Annotated in this window: 12 protein-coding genes; 6 read left to right on the forward strand and 6 right to left on the reverse strand. The window is 63.4% G+C overall.

Features of this window, described 5'->3' with window-relative positions; genetic code table 11:
• Positions 1–114 precede the first annotated feature (114 nt).
• The 4 genes from CJ178_RS21795 (at position 115) to CJ178_RS21810 (ending at position 9,035) form a co-directional block, all read left to right on the forward strand.
• Positions 115–390, forward strand: a complete 276-nt coding sequence (locus CJ178_RS21795; protein WP_033235158.1) for a hypothetical protein — start codon at positions 115–117, stop codon at positions 388–390.
• A gap of 164 nt (positions 391–554) precedes the next feature.
• A complete protein-coding gene (fadD32, locus tag CJ178_RS21800) occupies positions 555–2,444 on the forward strand; it encodes a long-chain-fatty-acid--AMP ligase FadD32 (RefSeq protein WP_033235157.1) in 1,890 nt (629 codons plus the stop codon).
• 37 nt (positions 2,445–2,481) lie between these two features.
• On the forward strand, positions 2,482–7,497 hold the full coding sequence (pks13, locus tag CJ178_RS21805) for a polyketide synthase Pks13 (RefSeq protein ID WP_095887645.1): 5,016 nt from the start codon (positions 2,482–2,484) through the stop codon (positions 7,495–7,497).
• Positions 7,494–9,035: an acyl-CoA carboxylase subunit beta gene (locus tag CJ178_RS21810; protein WP_045066350.1), complete on the forward strand. Its 1,542-nt coding sequence runs from the start codon at positions 7,494–7,496 to the stop codon at positions 9,033–9,035. Before pks13 ends, CJ178_RS21810 begins: the two co-directional genes overlap by 4 nt.
• Positions 9,036–9,097: 62 nt before the next feature.
• On the opposite strand, the gene CJ178_RS21815 is transcribed toward CJ178_RS21810, so the two are convergent.
• The gene (locus CJ178_RS21815; RefSeq protein WP_095887646.1) at positions 9,098–10,030 is read right to left on the reverse strand and encodes a LysR family transcriptional regulator; all 933 of its coding nucleotides are present in this window, start codon (positions 10,028–10,030) and stop codon (positions 9,098–9,100) included.
• A gap of 74 nt (positions 10,031–10,104) precedes the next feature.
• Between CJ178_RS21815 and CJ178_RS21820 the strand changes: the two genes are divergently transcribed.
• Complete coding sequence (locus tag CJ178_RS21820; protein ID WP_373557462.1) at positions 10,105–11,034, forward strand: DMT family transporter; 930 nt, start codon at positions 10,105–10,107, stop codon at positions 11,032–11,034.
• On the opposite strand, the gene CJ178_RS21825 is transcribed toward CJ178_RS21820, so the two are convergent.
• From CJ178_RS21825 to CJ178_RS21835, 3 genes are all read right to left on the reverse strand, one after another.
• Positions 11,031–14,264: an arabinosyltransferase domain-containing protein gene (locus CJ178_RS21825; RefSeq protein WP_373557463.1), complete on the reverse strand. Its 3,234-nt coding sequence runs from the start codon at positions 14,262–14,264 to the stop codon at positions 11,031–11,033. The genes CJ178_RS21820 and CJ178_RS21825 overlap by 4 nt on opposite strands.
• A 140-nt stretch (positions 14,265–14,404) precedes the next feature.
• Positions 14,405–17,686: an arabinosyltransferase domain-containing protein gene (locus CJ178_RS21830; RefSeq protein ID WP_373557464.1), complete on the reverse strand. Its 3,282-nt coding sequence runs from the start codon at positions 17,684–17,686 to the stop codon at positions 14,405–14,407.
• Between the two features lie 59 nt (positions 17,687–17,745).
• Entirely contained in the window at positions 17,746–19,587 is a 1,842-nt protein-coding gene (locus tag CJ178_RS21835) for a glycosyl transferase (RefSeq protein ID WP_095887650.1), read from the reverse strand.
• A gap of 353 nt (positions 19,588–19,940) precedes the next feature.
• Here CJ178_RS21835 and CJ178_RS21840 point away from each other — a divergent pair, with 353 nt between their 5' ends.
• Entirely contained in the window at positions 19,941–20,687 is a 747-nt protein-coding gene (locus CJ178_RS21840; protein ID WP_072782726.1) for an MspA family porin, read from the forward strand.
• Positions 20,688–20,726: 39 nt separating this feature from the next.
• Here the strand turns inward: CJ178_RS21840 and CJ178_RS21845 are convergent, their stop codons facing one another.
• Both CJ178_RS21845 and CJ178_RS21850 read right to left on the reverse strand, forming a co-directional pair.
• Positions 20,727–21,344 carry an ANTAR domain-containing protein gene (locus CJ178_RS21845; RefSeq protein ID WP_095887651.1) on the reverse strand — a complete coding sequence of 206 codons (618 nt, stop codon included), beginning with the start codon at positions 21,342–21,344 and terminating at the stop codon, positions 20,727–20,729.
• 129 nt (positions 21,345–21,473) lie between these two features.
• The gene (locus tag CJ178_RS21850; RefSeq protein ID WP_257013306.1) at positions 21,474–22,082 is read right to left on the reverse strand and encodes a TetR/AcrR family transcriptional regulator; all 609 of its coding nucleotides are present in this window, start codon (positions 22,080–22,082) and stop codon (positions 21,474–21,476) included.
• Between the last annotated feature and the right edge of the window lie 93 nt (positions 22,083–22,175).

The following is a 22,175-nucleotide window of genomic DNA, read 5'->3' on the forward strand; positions in this document are numbered from 1 at the left end:
GGATTGGTCGTGGCAAAGTGCGACCACTGCTCGCCTGGTCCTCTAAAGTGCTGTCACGAACGTGACTGGCGAGTAAGTTCGGATGTTCCAGCCTTGACTACGAAGGAGTGATCCATGGGTTCCACCCACAGCCTTGGTGCGCGTCGCGCGCCCCGGCTCGCAGTTCGCTGCAGGGTGGGGATGATCACAACTCCAGGTCACGGCATCCCGCGGGGTGCAGCGGTGGAGCGCACGCGCGGCGCCCCGGAGCCGCCAGGCTCTGCGTGCCTGGCAGTCGGCACTTTCGAGGAGTGCGAATCGGCTGTGTCGACGCCGCTGGACACGATCGCCACGATCGGTTCTTCGCTCGCCACGATCCCTGAGGCCGAGCACGCGCGGCGATGCGGATGATGCCGATCTGTAACATATCGATGGTTTGGGATCGATGAAGTGATTCAGGTGAGTTGCGCACGTAGTGCGTTTCGATTGATTGACGATATACCCGAGAGAGCGAAGGAAGTCTGGGGCGCAAGCATGACCAAAAATGCTTGTGTGATCGCTTCGGAGGAGATGGAATGAACGCGCTGTTCGATGGTTTTCTCGACGAGAAGGGCCGGATTCGCCTGAAAGAGGGCTTCACTCTGGTCGACTACGTCGAGCAACACTCGCGTGTGAACGCGGACGAGCTCGCGTACCGCTACATCGATTACTCGCGTGAGCGTGACGGTGAAGCACAGGAGCTGACGTGGCACCAGTTCGGTGTACGTCTGCGTGCTGTTGCCGCCCGCCTCCAGCAGGTCACCAAGCCTGGCGACCGCGTGGCGATCCTGGCACCTCAGGGTCTCGACTATGTCATTTCGTTCTTCGCGGCCATCCAGGCCGGTTCCATCGCCGTTCCGCTTTTCGATCCGGACGAGCCCGGCCACTCCGATCGCCTGCACGCCGTTCTCGGGGACTGTAAGCCGTCGGCAATCCTGACTGCCGGATCATCGGCCGCAGGTGTGCGTGCGTTGTTCCGTTCGCTGCCCGCCGCCGAACGCCCGCGCATCATCGCCGTCGACGCCATTCCCGATACCGTCGGCGAAACCTGGGTTCGCCCCGATATCGGCTTCGACGACATCGCCTACCTGCAGTACACGTCGGGTTCGACGCGAGTTCCGGCCGGTGTGGAGATCACCCACCGTGCTGTCGGCACCAATGCACTGCAGATGGTCGACTCCATCGAGCTCACCGAAGATTCGCGCGGCGTCACCTGGCTGCCCCTGTTCCACGACATGGGTCTGCTGACGGTCATCCTGCCTGCGTTCGGTGGAAAGTACATCACCATCATGAGTCCGCGCGCCTTCGTTCAGCGGCCCAACCGCTGGATCAAGGAACTCGCAGCGGCCTCGGACGGCGCAGGCACCTTCGCGGCCGCCCCCAACTTCGCTTTCGAGCATGCTGCTGCCCGTGGCCTGCCCAAGGACGGCGAGCACCTCGACCTGAGCAACGTCATCGGCCTGATCAACGGCAGTGAGCCGGTCACGACGGCGTCGATGCGCAAATTCAACGAGGCGTTTGCGCCTTACGGTCTCCCCAAGACGGCGATCAAGCCGTCGTACGGCATGGCGGAGGCGACGCTTTTCGTGTCGTCGACCAAGCATTCCGACGAGGCCAAGGTCATCTACGTCGACCGCAACGAGCTCAACAACGGCCGCATGGTCATCGTCGATCAGCACGCCGACAACGCCATCGCGCAGGTGTCCTGTGGATACGTCTCACGCAGCCAGTGGGCCGCCATCGTCGACCCCGAAACGCAGACCGAGGTCCCTGACAACCACGTCGGCGAGATCTGGCTGCACGGCGAGAACATCGGCGTCGGTTACTGGGGCCGCCCCGAAGAGACCGCCGAGACGTTCCACAACACGTTGACCAACCGCCTGCCGGAAGACAGCCACACCGACGATCTGCCGCTGGACGCGCACTGGATGCGTACCGGCGACTACGGCGTCTACGTCGACGGCGAGCTGTACATCACCGGTCGCGTCAAGGACCTGGTGATCGTCGACGGCCGTAATCACTACCCGCAGGATCTCGAGTCTTCCGCTCAGGACGCGAGCCCCGCATTGCGTCCGGGCTTCATCGCGGCGTTTGCCGTTCCGGCAAACCAGTTGCCTGCCGTCGTCTTCTCGAATTCCCACTCGGGTCTGACGTTCGACGACGACGATTCCTCCGAGCAGTTGGTCATCGTTGCCGAGCGTGCACCCGGTGCCGGTAAAGCCGACCCGCAGCCGATCGCGGATACGGTCCGCGCCGCGATCTCGACTCGTCACGGTGTGACCGCACGCGACATCCTGCTTGTTCCGGCCGGTTCCATTCCGCGTACGTCCAGCGGCAAGATCGCTCGCCGCGCGTGCAAGGCAAGCTACATCGAGGGGACGCTGCGTGGTGGCTATCAGCAGACGGCATTCCCCGATAGCGTTTGAGGAACATCCCCTTCATGATCGGTAGCTTGGTGAGTTGATGGTTGAACAAGATGGTGCGCAGGACAGTTCCGTAGACGTGAGCGCTACTGCTGACGCGAGCGGTGTCGACATGAGTGTCGCGCAGCTCCGTGAGTGGTTACGCAACTGGATCGCCGACGCGACCGGTCAGCCGGCCACGACGATCACGGACGATCGTCCGATGGAGGAGTTCGGGCTCGCATCACGTGATGCGGTTGCCCTGAGCGGCGACATCGAGGATCTGCTCGGAATCACACTGACTGCCACCGTTGCGTATCAGCACCCGACCATCGCGTCGCTGGCCACTCGGATCATCGAGGGCGAGCCCGAGGTGCCGGAAGAGAGCGTCGACGCGTCGTACTACGCGCCAGGCGCCAGCACGGATGCCCACGACATTGCCATCGTCGGCTTGTCGACTCGTTTCCCCGGCGCCGGACATACGCCGTCGGAGATGTGGGAGATGCTGTCCGCGGGCCGCGACGGCATCAGCGACCTGCCCGAGGATCGTTGGATCGAGTTCAAGTCCGATCCCGCTCTCAAGGCCGCGATCGAGAACGCCAACACCAAGGGCGGCTACCTCGACGACGTCAAGGGATTCGACGCGGAGTTCTTCGCGATGTCCCCGCTCGAGGTCGTCAACGTCGATCCGCAGCAGCGCCTCGCTCTCGAACTGACCTGGGAAGCGCTCGAGCATGCGCACATTCCCGCGAGCGATCTCAAAGGCAAGCAGGTCGGTGTCTTCATCGGCAGTTCCGCCAACGACTACCAGCTGCTCGCGGTCAGCGACCCCACGAACGCACACCCGTACGCACTGACGGGAACGTCGACGGCCGTCGTCGCGAACCGTGTCTCGTACTTCTTCGACTTCCGCGGGCCGTCCATCGCGCTGGACACTGCGTGCTCGTCTTCGCTGGTCGCAGTGCACGAAGCTGTGCGCTCGCTGCGCAGCGGCGACTCCAACATCGCGCTTGCCGGCGGCATCAACATGCTGCTGGCCCCTCCCGGAACTCTTGGGTTCGATCAGATCGGCATGCTCGCTCCCGACGGAAAACTGCGCGCCTTCTCGGCTCAGGCACAGGGAATCGTTCGCAGCGAGGGCGGCGGACTTGTTGTGCTCAAGCGTCTCGAAGATGCCGAGCGTGACGGCGATTCCATCCTTGCGGTCATCGCCGGTTCCGCCGTCAACCAGGACGGCCGCTCCAACGGACTGCTTGCACCCAACCCGGACGCTCAGGCCGACGTGTTGCGTTTTGCGTACCGCGACGCCGGCATTCTGCCGAGCACCGTCGACTACATCGAAGCTCACGGCACCGGCACCGATCTCGGTGATCCCATCGAGGCCGACGCGCTCAGCCGCGTTGTCGGGCGTGGACGTGACGACAACAAGCCGGCACTGCTCGGCAGCGCAAAGACCAACTTCGGGCACCTCGAGGCCGCAGCCGGTGCTGCCGGACTGATCAAGGTTGTCCTGGCGATGCAGGAAAACAAGATTCCCGCGACGCTCAACTACCTGGGCCCGAACCCGCACATCGATTTCGAGAAGGCGCACCTGCAGGTGACGCCCGAGGCCACCGAGTGGCCCCGCTACACCGGCAAGGCCATCGCCGGTGTGTCCGGCTTCGGTTTCGGTGGAACCAACGCGCACGTCGTGGTGACGGAGTACGTGCCGGCAGCCGCTGTTGTTTCGGACTCCGATGCTGATCTGGATGTCGAGACTCTGGATGTCGAGACCGAAGCTGCCGGTGTTCTTGCCGACGCAGCGCAGTCGATGGGGCTCGTCGAAGACCAGACGGTTGTGCTCGCGGTTTCCGGCGCATTGCCGTCGCGTCGTCGCCGCGCGGCCGCTGATCTGGCGGACTGGCTCGAAACCGAAGAGGGCAGCACGACGCCGCTGGTGGATGTCGCGCGCACACTCTCGCGTCGTAATCACGGCCGCTCACGCGCCGCCGTTGTGGTCAAGACTCGTTCCGAAGCCATCAGCGCCCTGCGCGCCGTTGCTGCCGGAAAGCCCGCTGCCGGTGTGTTCTCCGCCGACGCACCGTCGCCCAAGGGGGCGGTGTGGGTGTTCTCGGGCTTCGGTTCGCAGCACCGCAAGATGGCCAAGCAGCTGTATCTGGAGAACTCGGCGTTCAAGGCAGCCGTCGACGAGGTCGACGTGCTGATCCAGGACGAGGCCGGGTACTCGGTGGCGGAGATGTTCCTCGACGACTCGTTCGAGTACAACGTCGAAACCGCTCAGGTCGCGATCTTCACCATTCAGGTCGGCCTGGCCGCGCTGCTGCGTCATCACGGCGCCGACGCCGACGCTGTTGTTCCGCACTCGATGGGTGAGGCTGCGGCGGCCTACGTGTCCGGTGGCCTGAGCCTGGAAGATGCTGTCCGCGTTATCTGTTCGCGTTCGCGTCTGATGGGCGAAGCCGAGGGCGCTCTGGTCGGTGACGACATCCGCCTGATGGCTCTGCTCGAATACAGCGCGACCGAGATCGAAGCGCTACTGCCCACGTATCCCAAGCTCGAGGTCTGCGTGTACGCGGCGCCGACGCACACGGTGATCGGTGGACCGCAGCCCGATATCGAGGCAATCGTCGCCGCCGCTGAGGCCGACGGCAAGATGGCTCGCGTTCTGCAGACCAAGGGTGCAAGCCATACGTCGCAGGTAGATCCGCTGCTCGGCGAACTGGCTGCCGAGTTGGCCGGTATCGAAGCGTCGACGTTGAAGGTGGGCGTCTACTCGTCCGTCGATCAGGACACGTTCTACAAGGCCGGCCACGAGCCGATCCACCAGGAAGCGTACTGGGTCAAGGGACTGCGCCACAGTGTGTACTTCACCAACGCTGTGCGTCTGGCAGTTGCCAACGGCCACACCACGTTTGTGGAACTTGCTCCCAATCCGGTGACCTTGATGTCCGTCGCCGCAACGGCATTCGATGCCGGCCTGCACGACATGCAGCTCATTCAGACGCTCAAGCGTAAGGAAGACGAGTCTGTCGGCGTGCTGTCGGCTTTGGCTCAGCTGTACGTTCACGGTCACGCTGTTAATCTCGAATCTCTGCTTCCTGCAGGTGAATTCGCAGTTCTGCCACGCACTGCTTTTGTGCGCAAGCCGTACTGGCTCGACATTCGGGTCAATGCGGGTGGCTCGGGACGCGCTCCCGGTTCGCACGTTGCCCTGCCCGACGGCCGCCACGTGTGGGAAGCCGACGCATCCGTCGTCTCCGACCTGGCCGCTCTGGTGACAGCCGCTGCAGCTCAGGTTCTTTCGGATGTGACGCTCACTGCGGCCGTCCCGCACGGCGAGCTTTCAGGCGCCACGACGGTCACCACTACGCTCAACCCGCACCCGGGCGGAGCGTCGGTGCAGGTGCATGCCCGCGAGAACGGCTCCTTCCGGTTGCTGTTCGACGCGGTTGTCACGTCGGGTGAGGCTTTGCCCGAGCTTGTCGTCGCCGCACCGGCCCGTCCGACGGGCACTATGGAAGCTCTTGCCGAGGTAGTCGAAGATGCCGGCGACAAGTGGGATCCCCACGGTTCGCAGAGCCTCGACGACCGTCTGAGGATCGTTGTCGCGGAATCCATGGGTTACTCGCCGGAAGATCTGCCGGCCGAGGTTCCGCTCATCGAACTCGGTCTCGATTCGCTCATGGCGATGCGCATCAAGAACCGCGTCGAGTACGAGTTCGACATTCCGCAGTTGCAGCTCCAGGCAGTCAAGGATGCAAGCCTGCTCGAGGTCAACAAGTACCTGCGCTACGCCATCGAGAACCGCGAAGAGGTTCAGGCGATGGCCGATCAGCAGGCTGCCGAAAAGTTGGCGGCGGATGCCGGTGACGACGAGGTGGTTTCAGTTTCGGCTTCGGCTTCGGTAGAGCTCCCGGTGGAGATGCCTGCTGCCGTCGATCCTTCTCGCGCAGGCACCGCAGACGACGCAGGTTCCGACGTCCCGCCGCGAGATGCCGCTGAACGCTTGACGTTTGCGACGTGGGCAGTGGTCACCGGCAAGTCGGCCAAGGGCATTTTCAATGCTCTGCCGACCGTCGACGACGATCTGGCACAGAAGCTGGCTGCCCGGCTGTCCGAGCGGGCCGGCGGCGAAGTCACCGTCGACGACGTACGTGGTTCCGGCACGATCGAAGACCTTGCCGACGTCGTGCGTCAGTACCTCGAAGACGAGGGCAAGATCGACGGTGTGGTGCGTATTCTGCGCGGGCGCCCCGAAGGTTCCACTGCCGTACCGGTATTCGTGTTCCACCCGGCCGGTGGATCCACAGTTGCGTACGAACCGCTGCTCAAGCGTCTGCCTGCCGGCACGCCGATGTACGGGTTCGAGCGCACAGAAGGCCCGATCGAGAAGCGCGCCGAAGAATACGTGCCGTTGCTCCGTGAAATTCAGGGTGACGGACCGTACGTGTTGTGCGGTTGGTCGCTCGGCGGCGTGCTGGCTTATGCCGTCGCAGCCATCCTGCGCAAGCAGGGGGCGGATGTGCGGGTTGTCGGCATGCTCGACACCGTCATGGCCGGCGAGGACGTTCCGGACACCGCGGAGGAGCGACGGAAGCGGTGGGAGCGGTACGGAGCCTTCGCGAAGCGCACCTACAACCTGGATGTCCCACTGCCCGTGGATGTTCTGGCCGAAATCGAATCCGATGAAGATCAGATGCAGTTCCTGATGGACATGATCAAGATGAGCGGCGTCAAGATCCCCGGTGGCATCATCGAGCACCAGCGGACGTCGTTCCTGGACAATCGTGCCATCCAGACTGCGAAGTTCCAGAGTTACGACGGCGACGTCGTGATCTACATGGCAGACAAGTACCACGACGAACTGATGACGCTCGAGCCTGCATTCAAAACCCGTAAGGCAGACGGTGGTTGGGGCAGCTACGTGAAGAACCTCGAGGTCGTCTACATCGGCGGGGATCACCTGCAGATCGTGGACGAGCCGTATATCTCGAAGGTCGCGGCAGACCTCACCACCAAGCTGACCCAGATCGAGACAGCCCAGACCAAAGCAGCGGAAACCGGAGTTCAGAAGTGACGACAACCACCGCGGAGAAGCTTGCTGAACTCCGCGAAAAGTTGGAGAAGGCAAAGGAACCCGGCTCCGCCCGGGCCATTGCCAAGCGCGACGAGGCAGGGCACAGCACGCCCCGCCAGCGCATCGACATGCTTCTCGATCCAGGCAGTTTCATCGAGATCGGCGCATTGGTCAAAATGGCGGGCGAAGGCAATCCGTACAGCGACGGCGTCATGACCGGACACGGAACCGTCGACGGGCGCCCCGTCGCTGTATTTGCGCACGATCAGACGGTGTTCGGCGGCGCAGCCGGCGAGATGTTCGGCCGGAAGGTCGCCGCTGTCAACGACTTTGCCCTCAAAGTGGGCTGCCCGGTCGTCGGCATCAACGATTCCGGTGGAGCCCGAATCCAGGACGCGGTCTCCTCACTGGCGTGGTACGCCAACATGGGTTCGCGTCAGGAACCTTTGTCCGGCGTGTGCCCGCAGATTTCGGTGATTCTCGGAAAGTGTGCCGGTGGAGCGGTATACGCGCCGATCAACACCGACGTCGTGGTTGCCACCGAAGAGTCCTACATGTTTGTCACCGGCCCCGACGTCATCAAGTCGGTGACCGGCGAAGAGGTCAGCCTCGACGACCTCGGTGGAGCGCGCAAGCAGGCAGAGAACGGAAACATCCATCACGTCGCCCCGGACGAGAAGGCTGCGTTCGAGTGGGTGCGTGAGTACCTGAGCTTCATGCCCTCCTCATGGCAGGAGAAGGCGCCGCTCATCAATCCGGGCCTCGAACCCGAGATCACCGAGACGGACCTCGAACTCGATGCCTTCATGCCGGACGCGGACAACGCCGGCTACGACATGCACGACATCATTCTGCGGATCTTCGACGACGGCACCTTCCACGAAATCGGAGCCCAGGTCGCGCACAACGTGATCACCGGGTTCTCCCGCGTCGACGGCTTGCCTGTGGGGGTTGTCGCGAATCAGCCCACGTACCTCAGTGGCGCGCTCGATGCGGCGAGTTCCGACAAGGCTGCGCACTTCGTCCGCCTGTGCGACGCGTTCAACATCCCGCTCGTCTTTGTCGTCGATACACCGGGTTTCCTTCCCGGTGTCGATCAGGAAAAAGTCGGCGTCATCAAGCGCGGCGGGCGTTTCCTGTTCTCGTACATCGAAGCCACGGTGCCGAAGGTGACCGTGGTGGTTCGTAAGGCGTACGGCGGCGGGTACGCCGTCATGGGCTGCAAGCAGCTCGGCGCCGACATCAACCTCGCGTGGCCGACGGCACGTATCGCAGTAATGGGCGCCGAGGGTGCCGTCAACATCATGGGCCGCCGTCAGCTTGCCGAAGCGGGCGACAACGCACCTGCCGTGCGTGCGCAGCTGATCAACTACTACAACGAGTTTGTCGCGACGCCGTACATCGCGGCTGAGCGCGGATACATCGACGCGGTGATCGAGCCCTCACAGACGCGCCTCGAAATCCGTAAGGCTCTGAAGTTGCTCAAGGACAAGACGATTTTCAAGAACCCGCGCAAGCACAACTTGATGCCGCTGTAACCGTTCAGTTGTCGCGGCCCGGTACTTCTTTCGAAGTGCCGGGCCGTTGTCGTTGAATTGTCCTAGTCAACCGTGTCCTGCGCCGTGTCCTGCGCTGTATCCAGGGCATCGAACTGTTCACGCAGCGCCTCGATCGCTGCCCGCACAGCGGGCCGCTCGCTGTCGGTTCGCCAGGCCACGTAGATGTCGCGTCGCAGCGGCGGAAGAGTGTCGCGCATCCGAACACCTACCGGTGGTATCACTCTCGCGAGACGCGGAATCAGCGCTACGGCAAGCCCTTGCGCCACAAATTCCACTTGCGCGGGGAACTCGGCTACCTCGTAATCGATTCGTGGGTCGAATCCTTGTGCGCGCAAGACTCTGACGGTGAAGGTGTGGAAATCCGTGCCGCGCGTCCAACTCGCCCACGCGTGGTCGGACAACTCGCGCAGCGCAACAACCTTGTTCTCCGCCAGCGGATGTGACGCGGGGATGGCGACCACCGCGACGTCGTCGTACACCGGGGTGAACGAGAGTCCGTCAGGGAGTTCGATGGGCAGAGTGCTCCAGCTGTCGACCACAACAACATCCAGGTCGCGGCGGATGAGGGCGGGGAGAAGTTCCTCGGATTCCCCTTCGGTGAAGGTGATTTCGAGCTGGGGATGCGCCCGTTTGATCTCGGCGACAGCTTTCGGCAGCACCGTCCGGCTGGGAGAGACGAGTGCGCCCAGGCGTAGTCGTCCCGTCACTTCGCTGTGCAGCGACGCGATTTCGGCTTCGGCCTGCGCGAGGACCGAGAGAACCTCGGCGGTTCGCCGGGCCAGGACGCGGCCCGCTTCGGTGAGCCGTACCCCGCGGCCTTGGGGAACGAGGAGCGCCACACCAACTTCGCGCTCGAGTTTGTTCAGCTGTTGTGAGATGCCCGACGGCGTGACGTGCAGAGTGCGCGCGGCAGCGGCAACTGATCCGTTTTCTGCGACGGCGTGCAGGGCACGCAGCCTTTCGAGGTTCAACACGGTAGTAATGCTACGCAATATGCGATCCGAATATTTGCTTGTGCTGAATAGTTAGCGGCAGGAACATTGTGGGAGTGACCACCTTGACCTCGCCCACGCGCACGCCCACCCGAATTATTCGGGCTCGCTTCGATCCTCGATTACTGGTCATCGGCGGCGCCGCTGCTATCTCCGTCAGTTCGATTCTGATCAAACTGGCAGATGTGTCGCCGTCGACGGCGGTCTTCTTCCGGTGTTTCCTGGCCTTGCCGCCGCTGGCCCTGCTGGCGTGGCGCGAGTATCGACGGGTGGGAATGCCAACCCGAAGGGCGCTGGTGCTGCAAGCATTGGGCGGCATCCTGCTCGGGCTGGACTTTGCTCTGTGGTCGCAGTCGATTCTCATGATCGGCGCCGGGATAGCAAGCGTCGTCGTGAATGTGCAGGTGATCGTGGTGCCCGCACTGTCCTGGCTGGTGTTCGGCAATCGCGTTCCGCTGCGCTTTCTGTTTGCGTTGCCCTTCATGTTCACCGGAATTGCCTTGGCGGGCGGTGTGTTCGGCGGCGCAGCGGCCGGGACGGATCTGCTGTGGGGAACAGTGCTGTCCCTGATCTCCGGAATCGCCTACGGCGGCTACATCTTCGTTGTCGGCCGGATCGGCGCGGCCGACCGTGCGGCGAGTCAGGTACTGGTGTCGACAGCCTCGGCAGGTATTGCCGGTTCCCTGATCGGATCACTGTGGGGGCAGATCGATTTCACCCCCGGCTGGGAAGCGTTCATCTGGCTGGCCGCTCTTGCTCTGGTCGGCCAGGTGTTCGGCTGGATGCTGATGGGCTATTCGCTACCTCGGCTGCCTGCGGAGGTGGGTGCGACGCTACTGCTCATGCAGCCGGTGCTCGCCGTGCTGCTGGCGGTCGTTCTCCTGGGTGAACGGCCAAGTGCTGCGCAGCTACTCGGGTGCGTCGTAGTTGTCGGAGCGGTCTCGGCCGTCTCCGTACGTCGCACCCGAGTAGGTAGTGCAGGCTAGTGCACCCGCATCTCGCCGGGCATCCACATGCCCGAGCGGGTTGCGGTGCCTGTCTCCACTTCTGCGGGAACGGCATTCGGGAAGTACCGGTCGTAACGTTCGAGAGATCCCCAGTCGCGGGCCCAGTCGTTCTTCAGGTACGTCGGGACTGCCGTGGCCTCGGCCAGGACCTCGGTGAACCCGAGCGGCCCGCCGTTGTCCGCGGACTGCCACGTGTCGGTGGAACTGACAGCCAGTGGCCGGTCCGGGAGGATGCGGAAGTTCGGCATCTCCGCGACGCCGTTCACATGCGAGAACGGACGCTGGCACGGGAACTGAAGGCCGACAGCCCAGTCCAGGAGAATCGGCTGCTCGCTGCCGAGGTACGAGTTGAGCGACTCGAGCTTCGGCACGCGCGGCGGCGTGAACGCCATCCACTGATCGCCGGTGAGGTTGGGATCGAAGGCAACCACGCGGACGGCGTCGGCGTCGGTGGCGAGTTCGTCGATCGGGATACGAACGTTGCGCCACGACGGCGCCGGCCCGATGTCGCGGGGCATGTACGAACCCTGCAGTGCCACTGTCCCGTCCGGCTGCGTCTTGCCGTACTCGACGAGCAGTGACTGACCGTAGGTCACCGCTCCGGTGTTGTCGACGGACCAGACGCGTCCGGCTACCGACATGACAACGAGCGGAGATTGTTCGCTGCGAGCGGGTAATTGATACCAGCTCGAGATCAGTGACGCCGGTTCCTGCACGCCGGCCTGGTAGCTGCCCATGATGGGCGTAGTGGCCGGGTCGAGGCCGTAGGGGAGTTTGGCGGTGGACCCGTTGACGCCGATATTGCCGGTGCCGCCGCTGGTTCCGGAGTCCGAACCGGTTTCGAATGTGGGGCCGACGCTTTGGGTATCGGTGTTTCCCATGCCCTGCTTGACCTCGATGTAGTCCGCGGTCAGATCGGTGGGAACACCGTTGGCGGAGAAGCCCTTCGCCTCTTCGCCCGCCAAGGGGTCTTCGGCATTGAATCCAGGGCCGGGGATGGGCGCCAGGTTGCCGGAGTTGACGTCGGTCTCGGCCAACACGTCTTCGGCCATGCCGCAGGTTTTTCCGGCGAGGGCTTCGATGTTGCTACGGCCCAGTGAGTATGCCGGGTACTGGGAGACGGCGCCCTTGAGGAGAGAGAGGACTTCGAAGAGCACCATGAGGCCGGCGATCACGGTCAGCGGCGCTGCGGCAAATTTGCGAATCCGCTTGCCCTTGACGGTGTTCGGCTTTTCCGGTGCCGCCGCAAATCCCTCACGCAGGTACTGCCAGGCCGCGACGGCCAGAGCGAGCCCGAAGAGTGCGAGGAACAGGGTGTTTGATTCGTGTCCGCTCAAGGAAACAGTCTTGTCGAACCACGGCACACCGTAACTCGAGACATACCAGTAGCCGTTGATGCCGGCAAAGGTCAACGCCAGCATCAGGAGCAGGCCGGCCACGAACACCGAGCGGTTGCGGCGCGATCGCAGTGCCGACGCGGATACAGCAACAGCTGTCAGTGCCGCGAGCGAACCGGCGATGCCGGCGTACGCACCGAAGTGGTGAGTCCACTTGGTGGGGTTGAACATCATGAAGAAGATGGTGCCGAAGACAACTCCGACCAGACGCCACGACGGACCCGTAGCGGCGCCGGGAACCCGGCCGCGTCGGAGCAACACGAAGAGCGTCGTGAAGAGGCACAGGATCATCGTCAGGAAGGCGAATCGGCGGGCTACCGAGCCGTCGACCGTGTCGACAAAGAGGTAGTAGTACCGCAGGAAGTCTTTGTACCACTCGAGATTCGGTCCGATGATGGTCCGGACGCGGGTGGCCTCGAGAACGCCGGCCAGCGTCTGATCAGCAAAGATGACGACAAGCACCAAGGTTCCGGCCGCCGCGATCGGTGCAAGCAGTGGCAGTGTGCCGACCTCACGGTGACGCTTCACGACGATTCGGATGAGCGGCCGGATACCCGCGAGAAGTGCTGCGATACACATCAATCCGGTGGGGGCAGCAGCGAGGGTAAAGGCGCCGATCAGCACTGCAACGGCAGCCGGGAACAGTCGGCCGGTCGCGATGGCGCGCTCGATGGAGCACCACGTCAGCAGGGCGCCGAGCGCGACGATGGGCTCGGGTCGCAGACCGTTGTTGTAGGCGAGCCAGAATGCGAGGAAGACCATCCCGCCGGTCCACAGCGCGACGTTGCTCCGGCGGACCGCACGTCCGAGGCGTGGAACAACTTCACGGCTGATGACCATCCAGCACAGGATTCCGGCAATCAACGCGGGCAGGCGCATGAACGGGCTGGCCGTCGAGATCTTGGCCATCACCGCCAGCACGTCGTAGTACCAACCGAACGGGGCTTCGGGGACGCCGAACCAGCGGAAGTAGTTGGCCATGTATCCGGCGTCGGGAGCAACGCGGGCCATGGTGAGGAGATAACCGTCGTCGGAGGTGTTTGCGCCGATGAAGTGCCACAAGGTCAACGTGCCGACAACAACGCCGTCGAGTCCGGAGAACTTCCACCAGCGTGCGGGGAGGAAGCGGCGGTGAGTGCGGCCGTCGATTCCGTCGAGCTTGGCGAGGGCGATCAGCGACACGATGGTGGACAAGACGGCCACGATCATCGCAACCAGCTTGAGCGTCGTCGGACTGGACGAGAACCGGGAATCGACGGTCATCGAGAATCCGAGACCCTCGGGGGCCGCGCCGTCGGGGAGGTCGCTGAAGACACCGACCACCTGGGGGCGGAAGTCGCCGTCGAGTTGTCCACGAACGGGGTTGCCGTCGGGGTAGGTGAGTCCCTCGAATGCTGCGGCGGTCCGGTCGACGTCGGAGTTGAACGTGATGGCGGTGCAGCGACTGGACTCGACGTCCTCACGCGAAGCCGACGCGACGACGACATTGCGGTCAAGGACGTCGACGTTGCTTTCGGACACACGCACGAACATGGAACTGAGGGCCGCACCGTCGCCCTGAGCGGGGGCCGTGGACATGAGGATGCCGCCGCCCGCGGGAAGGGAGCCGACAGCGGTGCAGGGTATCGACGCGTTGACGTCGATGGGGACCTGAGCCATCAAGGGTGCCTCGACGTCGCCGATCACGCCGTTCTGCGGCCAGTTGACCGCTGCCGTCGTCTGCACCACAGGAAGAAGCGGGGTGGCGAGTGCCAGAACAAATCCGATGAGGCCCGCGATTATCGCGATCAATCGCGTTTGTCGGAAGCGCATCCGTGCATCCGGACGGGATGGCGGCGAACTCGGAGTTAAGGGTGGCACTGTGGCGACGTCTGGCACGGCTACCGATGTTATGCGAGTGTTACCCGTGGACCTACCGTGCCCGGGAGGTTTGGTAGGTCCACCGGTAACAGTTATGACTGGTAACGAATCGGACCTGGTGTCCAGGTGCCCGAACGGGTCTCGGTGGTCACGTCGATCTGAGCGGGTTCCGCCGCCGGATCGAGCGGTGTGTACTGCTCGAGCGAACCCCAGTCGCGATCCCAGTCGTTGTCGAGATACGTCGGCAAGGTGCGGGCTGCGAGCAACTCACTGGTCCAGCCGAGCGGACCGCCGCCGTAGTGGTCCTGCCAGGCATTGGTGGACTCCGCACCGATGCGATCGGGAAGGATGCGCCAGTCCGGAACTTCGGCCACGCCGTAGAGATGATCGACCGGACGTTGGCACGGGAACGCAAGACCCACAGCCCAGTCCATCAGTACCGGATCGGTGGATCCGACGACGCTCTGCAGAGTGCGCATGTCGGAAACCCGCGGCGGGGTGAGTGCAACCCACTTCTCGCCGCCGATGTCGGAGTCACTGGCGATCACACGCACGGTGTCGGCATCGGCGGGGAGTTGATCCATCGGGACACGCAGGTTGCGCCACGACGGAGACGGGCCGATATCGATCGGATCGATCTGGCCGAGCGCTGTCACGCTGCCGTCGGCCTGCGTCTTGCCGTATTCGACGTGGACAACTGCACCTGGTGTGACGATGCCGTCGGTGTCGACGTAGCGGATACGCCCGGCGGCAGCGATGGTCAGCAGCGGCGCCGCGTCACTGCGCTGTGGCAAGGCGTACCAACCGGTGGTCAGGGAAGCGGCTTCCGACGAGCCGAAGCTGCCGAGAACCGGAGTGGTCGCGGGATCGAGGCCGAACGGGAGCGCAACGTTACTTCCGTTGATTCCGGCCGTCGACGCCGATCCGCCTCCGGTACCTGCGCCCGTTCCCGGGGTGGTGGTGCCGTTTGCCGACGTGGTGGTGTCGAGGCTGTTGGCGCTGCCGGCAGCCTTGTCCTCGGCATCTGCGGTCAGGTCGCTCGCCACTCCGTCCGGGGTGAATCCTGTTGATTCGGTTGCCCCGAAAGCGCCTGCGCCTGCCAGGTCGGCGGGGCGGTCGATCAGCTGCAGAACACCGGTATCTGGATCGGATTCGACCAGGACCTCACCGGCGAGGCCACAAGTTCCGCCGAAGACGGATTCGACGTTGGATTTGCCGATCGAGTACGCCGGATACTGCGCGACCGCGCCCTTGACCAGGGACAACACCTCGAACAGCACAACCGCGCCTGCCGCGATCGTCAACGGGGACGCGGCGAGCAGGCGAGCTGTCCGGCCGTTGTTCTTCTTCGGAGTCGACTTCTCGAGGGGTTCACGAACGTGGAACCACGCAGCCAGCAGCAACGCGAGAATCGTCAGGCCGAGGAACGCGGTGGAGAAGCCCTTGCCGGCGATGGACGGCGGCTTGTCCCACCACGGGACGCCGTAACTCGAGACGTACCACCAGCCGTTGGAGCTGGTGAACGCCACGGCCAGGATGAACAGGATGCCTGCGGCAAAGAGCGCGCGGTTCCGTTTGGAACGCATGCTCGACGCGCTGACTCCCACCGCGGCGAGCACGGCCACCGTTGCTGCCAGCCCCGCATACACGCCGAAGTGGTGAGTCCACTTGGTCGGCGTGAACTGCATGAGGAGCAGCGACGCGAACACGATGCCCAGGATCCGGCGCGACGGCCCGATCGCGGTGCCGGGAATCCGGCCCTTCCGCAGGATCAGCATGACGCAGAAGATCAGTCCGACGATCATCACGAACATGCCGAAGCGGCGTGCCAACGAGCCGTCGGGGGAGATGGTCATCAAAGCGTCCCAGCGAACTCGCTCCTCGAACCACGGGACGTTGGGGCCGATAGCTGTTCGCACCCTGGTCGATTCGAGCACCGTCGCCAACGTCTGATCGGCAAACACCGCAACAAGTACGACGGTTCCGGCCGCGAGTACCGGCATGATCTGCGAGAAGAAACCCACTCGTTTGCCGCGGGCGATCAAGATCTGCACGATGGGGCGCGCCCCGGCGAGCAGTGCACCGATCGCGATGAGTCCCGACGGGCCGGCAGCGAGGGAGAACGCGGCAATCAGCACCGCAACCGCCGCAGGCAGCAAACGGCCTGTGGCAACGGCACGTTCGATGGAGCACCACGTCAGAAGAGCGCCGAGCGCGATGATCGGTTCGGGACGCAAACCGTTGTTGTACGGCAACCAGAACGCCAGGAAAACGAGGCCGCCGGTCCAGATGGCAACCTTGTTGCGGCGCACCGCAACACCGAGCCGCGGGATCACCTCGCGGCTGATCACCATCCAGCACAGAATGCCGGCGATCAACGCGGGCAACCGCATCCACATGCTGGCAGTGCTCACCTTGGTGAACGCCGCGAGGACGTCGTAGTACCAACCGAACGGCGCTTCGGGAACACCGAACCAACGGAAGTAGTTGGCCATGTATCCCGAATGTTCCGAAACCCGGGCCATGCCGAGGAGGTATCCGTCGTCGGACGTGTTGGCGCCCACCACATGCCACAGCAGGAGCGTGCCGATGACCAGGCCGTCGACGCCCGTGAATTTCCACCACCGCGCCGGGAGGAACCGTCGTGCGCGTCGGCCGTCGACGCCATCGATCCGGTGTAGCGCGTACAGCGAGACGATCGTGGAGAGTGCCGCGACGATCATCGCAAAGAGTTTGAGAAGTGTTGGGCTGGAAGAGAATCGGGAGTCGATGTCCATGTTGACGGACAGGCCCGCAGGTGGAGCGCCTTGCAGATCGGTGAAGATGCCGACAACCTGCGGACGGTAGTCGCCGGTCAGGGTTGTAGTAAGGCCGTCGATTCCGGTGACGGTGGCGACGGTCTGCTGGTAGTCGCTGGTGATGGTCAGCCCGGTGCATCCGGTGAGTTCGCCCAATGGCGCCGAGATCAGTACCGATTCGCGGGTGATCGCCTCGAGGCGATCCGCGGTGGTCCGAACGGTCAGGCCGCGCGCATCGCGGTCGGGCGCACCGTTCGGCATGGTCGAGACCAGCGTGCCGCCGTCTTCGCCGAGCTGGCCAAGCGCGGGGCACGGGATGGTGATGTCGAGGGAGGTCGGGGAGTAGGAGATTAGCGGCGCCGAGACGCTGTTCAACGACCCGTCCTGCGGCCAGCTGACACTTGCTGCCTTCTGATCGACCGGGAGGAACGGGGTGGCGAGCGCCAGCAGCATGCCGAGCAGACCGGTGACGATCGCGATGATTCGTGCCTTCTGCACCCGTTGGGCATCCGACTCGGGGCGAGCGTCGGGGCCAGTGGGCGGAGACTGTGGGGGCACTACTACGTCAGACGGCACAAGGAACGATGTTAGGCGAGTGTCGCCCGTTACATCCTGAGAGACGACTTAAGGAAGCGCTACTTGTTGGTCGTCTTACCGCTCACGAGGTCACGGACGTCCCACACCCAGACGTCGTCGACCGAGGTGGCGTCGAAGCCCACCAGAGCGTTGACCGTCTGACGCAACGCGTTGTCGTTGCTTGCTTTCGGGAGTACCAGGACGTCGGCACGCCAGAACCGCAGGTCGGTGAGGGCGTCGGCGCGGGTGGTGGCGTCGACAACGGGGATCTGACCGGTCTCGTTGGTCTTGACCAGAAGCGACGACGTGGGGCGGAACTCAGCCCCGTAGATGCCGCCGCGGGTAATCGAATGAGGGCCGACGAAGTAGCCGCCGGCGATCGGGAAGCCGAAATCGGCATCGATCTGCCAGCGCATGGCCCGCGCTTCTTCACCGCTGGACACGGGAACCGACACGAGGCTGCCGTCGCTGACGTAGTTCTCCCACGATCCGCTGGTGATGAACTTCGGGGTGTCCGGGCGCTCGACGGTATCGATGCGCGTCGGAATCAGGACAACCACTGCGAGCGCCAGCACCGCCAACCACGCGCCGGGCAATATCAGGCCAGGGCCGCGAGAATTGCCGCCGCGGGGATTACGAAGCTCCACCAGCGCGCGATACGTACCCAATGTCAGCAGCAACCCGATGGCGGGAATTGCACCCATGGCAAAGCGTGACTCCAGGACCGACTCGAACAGCGGCAAGTGGGCCAGGAACTTCCAGGGCAACGTGATGCCGGTGTGATCGCCCTTGTAGACAAGCTCGGACCCCAGTGACAGCACGCCCATCACGACGATGACGGCCGCAGCGGCGCGAGTGAGCTTCATCTTCCACAGCCATACCGTCGCGAAGAAGATCAGAATGACGATCGGCCAACCGAAGTACGAGTTCTCCTCGGTGGGGTTCATGCGGTACTCGGCGCCGGTCTTGTCGCCGCCCACCGATTCGGTGGGGAGGGTGGTGAAGGCGCCGAAGTCGGCTCCCGCCTGGCCGTGGCCGACGCCGTCGTAGCTTGCGGGACCGAAGAACTGTGAATGGAGCGGTATCGCAGTGATGAGGATGGACACGATTGCGCCGACGGCCAAGCCGGGCAGGCTGCGCTTGATCGCAGCCCGCGCTCTCGGAAGATCCGAGAGTGCGTACACCGCGCCGAACACCATCGCGGACATGGTGAAGATGAGGAGTGGTTCTTCGCCGAGGAAGATCTGCCACGCCATGAGCAGGCCAAGGACGACGCCGTCCCTGACCACATTGGTTCCACGTGAAACGCGGATAACCTGCATGAAGATGAACGGAATGACAAAGAAGGCCACAAAATTCGGGTGACCGTTTGCGTGCGAGATCATGGCAGGGGCAAATCCGCAGAACCCGCCACCAATTGCGGCCGCACACTTCACCCGAACAGAAACGCCCGTCAGCACATGCCGAGAAAATGTCCAGTACCAGGCGATTGCGGTACCGGCCAGGCCTAAGGTCAGCCCGATCGCATAAGTCGGCGTCGGCCCGAAAAGCAAGGTGAGCGGCGCCAGCGGCATGCTGATGCCGAACATCGCGGTATTGGCCATCAGGTTCACACCGAGCGGATAATTCAGCAGGTCGCTGTACAACGGTGTGCGGAACTGAGAGAGCGCGTGCGCGGTGTCGGCGAAGAACCATTCCCACATCGACTGGTCGCGGCCCGCGTTGACCAGATAACCGGACTCCAGGTTGCGCCAGAGATTCGACATCACCCAGAACGCGGCCAGGACAAAGAGCACCATGATCGCGAGATCGACCATCCGGCCTCGGCTGATAACTGAACGGACCCGCCCTGGTGTCGCCTCGACCAGCTGTTGTTGAGGTTCGGGCAGAGTCTCGGTCATGCAGTCGGCGCCTTTCGGATGAAACCAATCTCGGTGGTTGCCTCGGTGGTTGTCTCGGCGGTTCCTCGGTGGTTACGAGGTACCCGCTGAAGGTATCGATTCGATAACTTATCCCGCCAGCGTAACGAACGATGGCCTGGAGACCAGCCTGCAGCTGCGCGAGCAGGCCGTATTCGGGGCAGTTCATGCCCGCTCGTGCCTCATTCGAGATAACCGGTCGGTCGAGTTTGGCGGCTTTGTGACATGGGTACCTCGGAGGTGTCCTGCTCGAATTCGTGTACCCCGAATTCGTTCACACAGCCCCGACGGATCGCGTTCTCGACAAAGCGGGAACCCATCGGGGTCACAACCTGATGGGATGGTGCTTGTGCATGACGAACACACGGGTTTGCGGCGGCGCAGGGGGTAAACGCGCAGCGAGTAGGAACAAGGCTCGTAACGGGGCTCGCATCGGGGCTGTCGGGGCAGTGGCCGCCCTTGCCGTCGCGTTCGGCAGCACCAACGCGTCGGCGGGAGTCGACAACGCGAGTTCGATCACGGACGTCAAGGGAAACCGCATAGAAGTCCTGCAGATGGACACAGCCATCCACACAGTCCCGCCGCTCGACAGTTCGCCACTGAGCGTCGAGTTCTTCCACGACGGCGTTGCGTCGGTGCGCATCGACGGCCCAGACGCGGACAGTTTCACCGGAACCCAACTGACGATCGGCTACCAAATCGGCTACCCGATCGCGTTGACCGGTGCCACGGTTGTCCTCAACAGCCCCGGACTCGACTGGGGCGTGGAGAGCGGAACCAACCTCGGAATCGGGTTCATTCCCGAACCGGCTCTGGGACTCGACATCTCGAATGCATTTGTACTCGGTGGAGACATCATCCCGTCACAGGAACTTGACGTGGATTTGGCGCCGGGTGGAATTACCGACGTGGAGTTGCTCGAAGATCAGACATTCGACGGCCGCGAAGCGACGGTGCGGATGCAAGGAATCCACGGATACGTGCAGGGTGCCATCGGTCCGGTCACCATCCGGCCGTACGCAAAGGCCGTGACATCCAATGGGGACACGGTCGTCACATACGGAGCGCCGCAGAGACTTTGACTTTAAGGGCAGAGGCTTTGATCGTTACGACTCTCACCGTCACGCTGCAACAGTGTGACGGTGAGAGTTGTTGGGAGCCTGCGTATTCGACCGGTATTCGGTAGGGATCGACCGGCGGTGAGTGCGGGAGGCGCGGACGGCCTTCATTGCGAGTGCCACCGCCGCCCACGCCGTGCATGCCGCCGTCACAAGAAGTAACAGCGCCCAGTCGTGGGCAAAGAATCCCACAATCGCAGCGATGGTGAACGCCAGCGACACAAAGACGATGCGACCGGCAAGATCTGTCGAGAGCAGGTAATCGACAGCAGGTTCGTCGGCTGGGTGACTTTCTACCTCGGCGTCGTCGGTGTCGTGCGCGTGCAGTGTTTCCCGGGTGGGGAGATCCAGAAGTGCACCCCACTGCGCCGCAGCGACGGTATGCGGCAGATCCTTCGGAAGGCTCTCAGGTTCACGTGTCTGCGACACGTCGATAAGAGCCCGCGCCAAAGTGAGCACCGCGATCCGATGCTCTGTCGCAACACGGAGCAGCTCGTGAAATGCCTGCTCGGGGCCGTATGGCTTACCTCGCGCAATGACAAGAGTGTGCTCTGCTGCGTCCAGGATCGCGCGATGTGGAACCAATTCGTGACTCTGCGCAACGAGTTCGCTCAATGTCATCACCTGCCCCGCCACGATGGGTGCGCAGTTGTCATGTCAACCGCGTCGTGAAGCAGTCGAATACCCCGGTGGTGGCGAGGACAAACTCGACCCCTGTCTGACTAGGGGTCTAACTGGGGCCGGGTGTGATCAGGGTTGGGGTGCCGGCGCGTTCAACGCACCGAGGCAACTCTCGATCAGATCGGCCACGATGAGCTTGGCTTGTGCAGGGCTGTGAACTCGTCCTTCCCAGGTAGCAAATGTCACGATGGCCAAAACGCTGAGTGTGCCCGCGCGAAGATCCGCGATATCGGTCGGCAACTCCGACGCCGACGCAATGCGCTGCTGAACGTCGCGAAAGGTCGCTGCCTGCAGGTGGTCCCGGATGACCGTCGACATTCCCGGATCGAAGATGGACTGCACCAGAAAGCGCGCGTACAAACTGTGCTCACGTTCGATCGTCTGCTCGGCCAACGGCAGCACCGACGCTTCCACGAGTTGGCGCATGGTCGGCGGTTGCTGTGCGACGTCGATCGCGTTGAGGAGATCGTGTCGGCGCTCCGCAGCCGGCTTCATGCGTGACTCGATCACCGCGGACAGCAAGCCTTCGCGTGAACCGAAGTGGTACTGCGCTGCCGACTTGTTTGCCTGCCCAGCCTCGATCTGGACGTCGCGCAAGGTCAGTGCTGCTAAACCGCGCTCCGCCACCAATCGCTCGGCCGCATCGATCATGGCCGTGCGGGCATCGGTTTTTGTCACGTTATGAAGTTAGGGGTGCGGAGGGGGCGCGTCAACGACCGTCACCGGCAAGCCGACTGTGAAGAATATCCCGTTTGTTTACTGTTATCGGGG

It is taken from the genome of Rhodococcus sp. ACPA4, from assembly GCF_002300185.1.
Taxonomy (GTDB): Bacteria; Actinomycetota; Actinomycetes; order Mycobacteriales; family Mycobacteriaceae; genus Rhodococcus_F; species Rhodococcus_F globerula.